The organism is Anaerotruncus sp. DFI.9.16 (genome assembly GCF_024461615.1).
Taxonomy (GTDB): Bacteria; Bacillota; Clostridia; order Oscillospirales; family Ruminococcaceae; genus Anaerotruncus; species Anaerotruncus massiliensis.
Genome location: NZ_JANFZX010000086.1, coordinates 1 through 7418, shown reverse-complemented (window position 1 = coordinate 7418; position 7418 = coordinate 1). Strand labels below are relative to the sequence as shown.

Sequence of the window (7418 nt, the reverse complement as noted above, 5' to 3'; positions counted from 1 at the left end):
CCCCGGGTCCCCACTATGTGGGAACCCGGGGGCGCTTTTTTGCATGACCGGATCACGGCTCGGAGGCGGCGGGCTGGACCCCGTGCAGCCGGATGGGCCTGTTGGCGCTGTAGAGGCTTCCGCCCGTGCGGTCGCGCACGGCGATCGAGACGGTGCAGACCTCCCCGTCGAGGGAAAAGCGGAGGGTGACCTGCTGGCCCATGTAGTAGCCGGGATCGTAGGCGAGCCCTTCGACAACCGGCGGGTCGGCGTTCCCGTCGACCGTCTTTTCCCCGTGACGGCCGGTGTAGGTGAGGATCGCGCCGTCCGCCGAGACGGAGACGCGGGAGGCGAAGGAGAGCTCGTTGCCAAGCGCCTCCTCGATGCTGTTGGAGATCTTTTTCGCGTAGGAGAGGTCGATGCTGTGCGCGTGGATTTTCACAAAGCTCGGCAGCAGCGCGGCGATCCCCGCCATCAGCAGGGCGGAGACGGTCATCGCCACGATCATCTCGATGAGGGTGAAGCCCCTTTCTTTCCGCAGCAGGGCGCGCAGGCGGCTCATGGCGTTCCCCCCGTTTCCGCGGGCGCGTAGACGAATTTGCTCAGGCGAACCGTCCCGTCGCCATTTGATACCTCGTAGGTCACAAGCCGCAGCTCCTCGTTCACCGTTCCGCCGCTGACGAGGGAGAAATCCCGCGTCTCGTAGGGCGCGGAGAGGTCCGCGCCCGCCTCTTCCGAGAGGGCGATGACCTGGTTGACCGCGTTTTCCGACTGCTGGGTGCGGATCGTGATGCGCGACGCGGTGACGAAGAGGGCCGCGACGACCGTCATCACGAGCGCGAAGAGCAGCACGCCGAGCACCGATTCGATCAGCGTAAAGCCCCGTTTATCCCGGAGCGGCTTCCCAATTTTCCGGCGCATGGCTCAGTCCCCCTTTACAAACTGGCGCAGCTTCCACTTCCCGGCGTCCGCCGCCGCGTCGAAGGTGCTGTGGAACCGGATGACCACCTCCCGGCCGTCAAGCTGGCAGGTGACGGCCAGATCGGCCTCGAGCGTTCCGGAGGCGGTATATTTGCTGCGGTTGTCCGGGTCGGCGGGGTCCCGGCGGACGGTGACGTCCGAAAGGCAGAAGGAGGCGTCCATACGGACCGTCCGGCCGTCCGCGCCGGGGTCGGCCGGGTCCGCGACGGCGATCTCCTCCGATTCCAGGGCGTTCGCCGCGCCTCTCCCCGGCAAAAAGACCGAATCCCGGCCGTCGGGGATGCTGGCGGAAGCCGCGGCGGCCTGTTTCCACCCCGATACGAGCGGCTCGAACCGCCCCGCCTCCACCATGCCGTTGACCGATTCGGCCAGCGAGACGGCGTAGGAGTCGGTCTGCGCGCTGGCGAGCTTGCGCTCTGCGCTCTGCATGTTCGCGAGCGCCGCCGTCAGGAGAGTGAAGCCGAGCGCCGACAGAAAGGCGAAGACGCAGACGACCGTCAGCAGGACGTATCCCTTTTTGTTTCCGGTGCGCATGGCCCCGCCTCCCCGTATGTTTCAGTTGCCCTGTTCCTATCTGTCATCATACCAGAAACAGCGCCTTTTTTCAACCGCGCATCCCTTCCAGAATCAGGGCCCGGACTTGCGTAACCGCACAGAAAATGGTAGTGCAAACGTCCGCTCCACCCCAACTCCCCGCCCTATCCAAATGCGCGCTCTACCGGGGTAGACCTTGAAGCCGCCGGCGACCTCGGCATCAAAACGATCTGGGCGCTTTCACTGCCTGGAAAAACCGCGCCGATCACCGCCGGAGAGATCATCCTCGACACGATCGGCAACTGCCTGTCTGAACAGGAGGTGCTGTGATGGACAAATTAAAACTGGGCTTTGCCATGACCGGTTCCTTCTGTACCTGGGCGAAAGTGCTGCCGGTGATGGAGGAGCTTGCGGGGACCTACGACGTGTTCCCGATCCTCTCCCCGATTTCCTACGTCTCCGACAACCGCTTCGGCAAGGCCGCCGACTGGATCGAACGGATCGAGCGGGCGTGCGGCCGCAAGGTGTGGCACACGATCGAGGAGGTCGAGCCGATCGGCCCGAAAAACCTGCTCGACGCGATGGTGATCGTCCCCTGCACGGGCAACACCCTCGGCAAGCTCGCCAACGGTGTGAACGACACCCCCGTGACGATGGCCGCGAAATCGAATCTGCGCAACGGGAACCCGCTTTTGCTGGCGGTGTCGACCAACGACGCGCTCTCCGGTTCGGCGCGCAACATCGGCGTGCTGATGAACGCCAAGAACGTCTATTTCGTCCCGATGTCGCAGGACGACCCGGTCAAAAAGCCGACCTCGGTGGTGGCGCACTTCGACAAGGTGGGCGCGGCGCTCGAGGCCGCGCTCGCGGGAAAGCAGCTCCAGCCGGTCTATGCGTGACCCGATGAAACGATGAAGCCCCCGGCCGCGCAGGCGGACGGGGGCTTTTTGGCGTCACCGTTCCGGCAGAAGCCGGATGGTCCGCGCGATGCCGTCAAGCTGTTCGCCGGTGACGAGCCCCTCCTCGAAGGAGAACGCCACGTAGACGAGCAGCTTTTCGTCGTAGGAGAGGATGGCCGGGCTGTAGCGTTCGGGTCTGTCCGCCATGCTGACTCCCTCCCATTCGGGGCCGTCCGCCTTGCGCATCACCCGGCAGGTTGCGGTGCAGGTCGTCTCGGTCATCGTGACGGGGGTGTAGTCGTTGTCCCAGTTGACGACCGAACCGAGCATCAGCGGGCCGTAGATCATGCGGTGGAAGTTTTCCCCGGTCGTCGGCCCGGCGAAGGTGAAGGTCCCGCAGCCGACGCTGCCGACGCGGGTCTCCCCGTCATAGAGGTCCATCGGAGAGAAAAGGTCCCCGCCCGTCTCCGCCTGTGCGGGACTGCGGACCGTCCAGCCCTCGGGCAGTGCCATGCGCATCCGGAAGGGGGAGAGCTCTTGGCGTTCGTCGCCGTCAGCCCCCTCCCGGGAGGCGGGGAAAAGCACCTCCGCCTGCCGGAAGCCCGCCGGGGTCTCGATGGAGGGGACGGGCAGCGGCGGGCCGAAGGGACGCTCGCCCGCCGACAGCCTGATGCTGTCGGCAATTACGCGGAGCTGTTCGTCGGTGAGGGCGCTGTCGATCAGTTCGATGCCGGTGAAGTAGAGCAGGTCGAGGTCGCAGCAGAGTACGCCTTTGTTATAGTAGTCCGCGCCGTCCCCGAAAAGCCGCGCGGGGTAGCGGACCCGGCAGGTTGCGGAGACGGCCCGCCCCGTCTGGGCGACGAGGGTGTAGCTGTCGTCCCAGGTGCGAGAGCCGGTCATCAGCCAGCGGTAGTAGCCCTGGTAATCGGCCGGGGGCGCGTCGAAGCCGTAGTCCTCCCACGCCTCGATCGGTTCGTCGTCAAAGCGGTCGTACCCCACGGTGCCGACGCACTGCCCGCCGCGATAGAGGTTGACCGGCCCGCGGAGCATCTCCGCGTAGGTGCCCTCCCCTTCAGCGGGGAGCCGCGCGGTCCACCCCTCGGGGAGCAGCAGGTCGAGGGTGACGAGCTCCTCCGCGCGGTAATCCACCGCGCCGCTCCGGGCGGGCGGGAGCAGGTCGCCGTTTTCGTCCACGCGCAGGTCCTCGCCCGTCCCGACGCTCTCGCGGTTGTCCGGAAAGACGATATGCACCTCGCAAAAGCCCTCCGGTACGGCGGAAACAGCCGCCGCTTCTTCCTCCGCTCCGGACGCCTCCGCGGACGCCGCCGGCGCCTCCTGCGGCGCGGGCTGGGCCGGCGCGCATCCGCCCAGCGCAAGCAGGAGGGCCGCGCACAGTCCCGCCGCGCGGGCAACGCTCTTTTTCATTCCGGTTCCCCCAATCCAATCCGATTTGAATTCAGTATACCTCCCGCCGGCGGGGGACGCAAGATGAAAAAAGGACCCGGAGGTCACGGCGGAGCGTTTTGCCGGGCAGGAGGAGGATTTTCCGTGCCACCGCGTCCGCGTCGGTTTTGGCGGCCGGGCGGAGGGCGGCGGCCTGCGGGGCGGTTCCCAAAAGGGCGGACGGAGCGTCTTTTGGGGCCGGAAGGCTCAAAGCTTCCCTTTTCCAGTCACAAAATTAAAAAAACGCCGATCGATTACATCAAAAATAATTCCGCGAAATATCTAAAATGTTCGGTTAAATCGATCTTTACGGAAGACAAACTTTACAATTTAAGGCTGGTAACAGAAAAAGTTGCATGAATATAGGTAAAAATTTCTAAACATCTTGCAACAATTTGGAAAGTATTCTATAATGAAGTTACATTTGATCAAGGTGCGCCGGGCTCGCGGAAGCGGCCCGCGGCTGGCGCGCGTGGGCGTTTTCCACCGGCCGGAGGTGGTCTTGTCCGGCATGGGTTTGAGAATGGAAACGAGAGGATGGTAAACATGAGTGTAAAACGGATGCTGGCGACCCTGAAAAGCCTGTTTGGCATCGGCCTGATCGCTCCGGTGGCCCTGTCGGCCTTCGGCGGGTTCAGCATGTTGGCGGTGAACGAGGGCGGCAAAAAGGACCGCCGCCAGGCCCCGGCCGTGGAGGAGCCCGCGGCGGAGGAACCCGCGGCGAGCCCGGCGCCCGCCGCCAAGGGGATGCAGAAGACGACCGTTTCGGCGGGCACGTCGATCACCGGCACGATATCGTCGGACGGGCATGTCGAAATGCTCGGCGAGATGAAGGGGGATATCGACGCGAAGGGCAACGTCCGCATCTGCGGGCAGGTGACCGGGAACGTCCAGGGCAACAACATCGAGATGGTGGCCTGCCGGGTGCAGGGCAACGTCACGGCCTCCGCCATCCTGACGATGGACGGGGAGTCGGTGCTGGTCGGGGATATCGGCGCGTCTCGCGCCACGATCAACGGCCGCGTCAAGGGCAACGTCACGACGCGGGAGGCGGCGGTCTTCAACCAGAACGCCATGCTGCTGGGCGACGTCACCTCCGAGCTGGTCACCATCGACCAGGGCGCGGTCATCCACGGCGCCCTCAAGGTGCTCCGCGACAAGGAGATCGAAAAGGCGTTTGAAAACCTCTGAGCAAAATATCCGCAGGGCCCGTTCCAGATGTGGAACGGGCCCCGTTTTTTTGCCATTCAGCCGAGCAGGGAGCGGAAGATCTCCTGGAGCAGGGCAGGGGCCGCGCCTCGGAAAGCACCTCCATCCCGCGCGCGCAGAGCTCGAAGGCGCCGGTGGCGAGCCGGGGGTTGCGGGTCTCCTCGCTGCGCGGACGCAGCTCCCCCCGCACCGCGACCACCGATTCGACCCGCAGGCCCTCCGCCGCGGCAAAGTCCTCCCGCGAAAGGTTCTGCGCGTCGAACACCACCTGGAGCATTCCCTCGCGGTCCCGCAGGTCGATGAAGATGACGCCGCCCATGCCGCGCTTGTTCTGCGCCCGGCGTCCCAGCCTACCGGCACGGCGCTTCCCAACGAAAATTTTTCGGCGGGGGATTCGGGGGACGGGCCTCCTTTTTCTGGCAGAAAGGTTGCGTTGACAACTATTTTTCCGCCTGATATAATGGGAGGGAAAGAAAGGAAGCGGTTTCGTGCACAGCGACCAGAATCAGGCGGACAAATTCGCCAGAATGACCCAGACGCCCATTCCGCGGCTCATCACGACGCTGGCGGTCCCCACGATCATCAGCATGATGATCACCTCGGTCTACAACATGGCGGACACCTTTTTCGTCGGTCGGATCGGTACCAGCGCGACGGGCGCGGTGGGCGTCGTCTTTTCGCTGATGGCGGTCATCCAGGCGATCGGGTTCATGTTCGGGCAGGGCTCGGGCAACTACATCGCCCGCAGCCTCGGCGGCCAGGATTTCCGGGACGCCTCGCGCATGTCCGCGACAGGTTTTTTCTCGGCGCTGATCGTGGGCGGACTCATCACCCTCTTCGGCCTTATCTTCCTCGACCCGCTCGTGCGGCTGCTCGGCGCGACCGAGACGATCCTGCCCTACGCGCGGGATTACGCGCGGTACATCCTGCTCGGCGCGTCTTACATGACCGCGTCGCTCGTCCTCAATAACCAGCTGCGCTTCCAGGGCAGCGCCTCCTACGCGATGGTCGGCATCGCGGCGGGCGGCATCCTCAACATCGCGCTGGATCCGCTGTTTATCTTCGTGTTCCGCATGGGCATCGCCGGGGCGGCAATCGCGACGGTCATCAGCCAGTTTGTGAGCTTCTGCATCCTGCTGGTCGGCTGTACGCGGGGCGGGAACATCCGCATCCATTTCCGGGACTTCACCCCCCGCTGGGAGCTTTACCGCGAAATCCTGCGGGGCGGCCTGCCCTCCCTCTGGCGGCAGGGGCTGGCGAGCGTCGCCACCATCTGCCTCAACCTCGCCGCAGGCCCCTACGGCGACGCGGCGATCGCCGCGATGTCGATCGTCTCCCGCGTCAACATGTTCGCTTCCTCCGCGCTCATCGGCTTCGGACAGGGCTTCCAGCCGGTGTGCGGCTTCAATTACGGCGCCAGGCTCTATAAGCGGGTCCGCGAGGGCTTCTGGTTCTGCGTGCGCGTGTCGGTCGTCGTGCTGGCGGTGCTGGCGGTGGCCGGGTTCATCTTCGCCCCCGGGATCATCGCGGTCTTCCGCGGGGAGGACGCGCTCGTCGTCGAGATCGGCGCGCGGGCGCTGCGCTTCCAGTGCGTGGCCTTCCCGCTCATGTCCTGGGTGATCATCAACAACATGCTCTGCCAGACGATCGGCAAGGCCGCCAAGGCGACCGTCCTCGCCATGGCGCGGCAGGGGCTCTTCTTCCTGCCGCTCATCCTTGTCCTGCCGCCGCTCTTCGGGGTGCTCGGCGTGCAGCTCAGCCAGCCGCTCTCCGATCTGGCCACCTTCCTGCTCTCGGTGCAGATCGGCTTCACCGTCCTCCGTGAGCTCAAGACGCAGGAGGAGGCGGAGGGAGACGCGGCATGAAAAAGGTGCGCCTCAACCGGGACATCTCCATCCTCTACCGTTACGGGCAGCGGTTCTTCGCCTGCCGGCTCGCTCCGCTGGGGGTTGAGGTGGGGCAGCTCCCGGTGCTGATGCAGGTCTACCAGATGCCCGGCACGACGCAGGACGCGCTTTCGGTGGGGCGGGGGTTCGACAAGGGGACGACCGCCCGCGTGGCGAAGTCGCTGGAGGACGCGGGGCTCCTACGCCGGGAAACCGACCCCGACGACCGGCGGATCAACCACCTCTATCCCACCGGGCGGGCGCTCTCGCTGCGCCCGCAGGTGGAGGCTGTCATCGACGAGCTGCACGGGGTGCTCTACCGCGGACTGAGCGGGGAGGAGATCGCGCAGGCCTCCGCCCTCGTGGCCCGGATGCGCCGCAACCTCGCCGATGAGATCGACCGGCAGCGGTCGTCCAAATGAGAAATGTACAGCGGCGGGGGGGGGGGGGGGGGGGGGGGGGGGGGGGGGGGGGGGGGGGGGGGGGG

At 65.5% G+C, this 7418-nt stretch carries 10 protein-coding genes; 5 read left to right on the top strand and 5 right to left on the bottom strand.

Annotation, left to right across the window (positions count from 1 at the left end; translation table 11 throughout):
* Positions 1 to 52: 52 nt before the first annotated feature.
* From NE609_RS16300 to NE609_RS16290, 3 genes are read right to left on the bottom strand one after another with little or no spacing between them, the layout of a single operon-like run.
* Positions 53 to 541, bottom strand: coding sequence for a type II secretion system protein J (locus NE609_RS16300; RefSeq protein WP_256153121.1), 489 nt, complete (start codon positions 539 to 541; stop codon positions 53 to 55).
* Positions 538 to 900: a prepilin-type N-terminal cleavage/methylation domain-containing protein gene (locus tag NE609_RS16295; protein ID WP_101549895.1), complete on the bottom strand. Its 363-nt coding sequence runs from the start codon at positions 898 to 900 to the stop codon at positions 538 to 540. The genes NE609_RS16300 and NE609_RS16295 overlap by 4 nt, the downstream gene beginning before the upstream one ends.
* 3 nt (positions 901 to 903) lie before the next feature.
* On the bottom strand, positions 904 to 1494 hold the full coding sequence (locus NE609_RS16290) for a hypothetical protein (RefSeq protein ID WP_256153120.1): 591 nt from the start codon (positions 1492 to 1494) through the stop codon (positions 904 to 906).
* Positions 1495 to 1823: 329 nt separating this feature from the next.
* Between NE609_RS16290 and NE609_RS16285 the strand changes: the two genes are divergently transcribed.
* Positions 1824 to 2393: a dipicolinate synthase subunit B gene (locus tag NE609_RS16285; RefSeq protein WP_121587420.1), complete on the top strand. Its 570-nt coding sequence runs from the start codon at positions 1824 to 1826 to the stop codon at positions 2391 to 2393.
* 54 nt (positions 2394 to 2447) lie between these two features.
* Here the strand turns inward: NE609_RS16285 and NE609_RS16280 are convergent, their stop codons facing one another.
* The gene (locus NE609_RS16280) at positions 2448 to 3818 is read right to left on the bottom strand and encodes a hypothetical protein (protein ID WP_256153119.1); all 1371 of its coding nucleotides are present in this window, start codon (positions 3816 to 3818) and stop codon (positions 2448 to 2450) included.
* 63 nt (positions 3819 to 3881) lie between these two features.
* On the opposite strand from NE609_RS16280, the gene NE609_RS16275 reads away from it, so the two are divergent.
* Positions 3882 to 4196, top strand: coding sequence for a hypothetical protein (locus tag NE609_RS16275; protein WP_256153118.1), 315 nt, complete (start codon positions 3882 to 3884; stop codon positions 4194 to 4196).
* 186 nt (positions 4197 to 4382) lie between these two features.
* Positions 4383 to 5027, top strand: a complete 645-nt coding sequence (locus NE609_RS16270; protein WP_256153117.1) for a polymer-forming cytoskeletal protein — start codon at positions 4383 to 4385, stop codon at positions 5025 to 5027.
* Here the strand turns inward: NE609_RS16270 and NE609_RS16265 are convergent.
* Positions 4978 to 5394 carry an OB-fold nucleic acid binding domain-containing protein gene (locus NE609_RS16265; RefSeq protein ID WP_256153123.1) on the bottom strand — a complete coding sequence of 139 codons (417 nt, stop codon included), beginning with the start codon at positions 5392 to 5394 and terminating at the stop codon, positions 4978 to 4980. The two genes, NE609_RS16270 and NE609_RS16265, sit on opposite strands and share 50 nt — an antisense overlap.
* 139 nt (positions 5395 to 5533) lie before the next feature.
* Between NE609_RS16265 and NE609_RS16260 the strand changes: the two genes are divergently transcribed.
* Both NE609_RS16260 and NE609_RS16255 read left to right on the top strand, forming a co-directional pair.
* Complete coding sequence (locus NE609_RS16260; RefSeq protein ID WP_370867181.1) at positions 5534 to 6910, top strand: MATE family efflux transporter; 1377 nt, start codon at positions 5534 to 5536, stop codon at positions 6908 to 6910.
* Positions 6907 to 7353, top strand: coding sequence for a MarR family winged helix-turn-helix transcriptional regulator (locus NE609_RS16255; RefSeq protein WP_121587413.1), 447 nt, complete (start codon positions 6907 to 6909; stop codon positions 7351 to 7353). Before NE609_RS16260 ends, NE609_RS16255 begins: the two co-directional genes overlap by 4 nt.
* Positions 7354 to 7418 lie beyond the last annotated feature (65 nt).

Bases quoted from the DNA above. Each gene is read 5' to 3' on its own strand.
- NE609_RS16290 (WP_256153120.1), bottom strand. From the start codon at position 1,494: ATGCGCACCGGAAACAAAAAGGGATACGTCCTGCTGACGGTCGTCTGC.
- NE609_RS16300 (WP_256153121.1), bottom strand. From the start codon at position 541: ATGAGCCGCCTGCGCGCCCTGCTGCGGAAAGAAAGGGGCTTCACCCTC.
- NE609_RS16285 (WP_121587420.1), top strand. From the start codon at position 1,824: ATGGACAAATTAAAACTGGGCTTTGCCATGACCGGTTCCTTCTGTACC.
- NE609_RS16255 (WP_121587413.1), top strand. From the start codon at position 6,907: ATGAAAAAGGTGCGCCTCAACCGGGACATCTCCATCCTCTACCGTTAC.
- NE609_RS16270 (WP_256153117.1), top strand. From the start codon at position 4,383: ATGAGTGTAAAACGGATGCTGGCGACCCTGAAAAGCCTGTTTGGCATC.
- NE609_RS16280 (WP_256153119.1), bottom strand. From the start codon at position 3,818: ATGAAAAAGAGCGTTGCCCGCGCGGCGGGACTGTGCGCGGCCCTCCTG.
- NE609_RS16275 (WP_256153118.1), top strand. From the start codon at position 3,882: ATGAAAAAAGGACCCGGAGGTCACGGCGGAGCGTTTTGCCGGGCAGGA.
- NE609_RS16295 (WP_101549895.1), bottom strand. From the start codon at position 900: ATGCGCCGGAAAATTGGGAAGCCGCTCCGGGATAAACGGGGCTTTACG.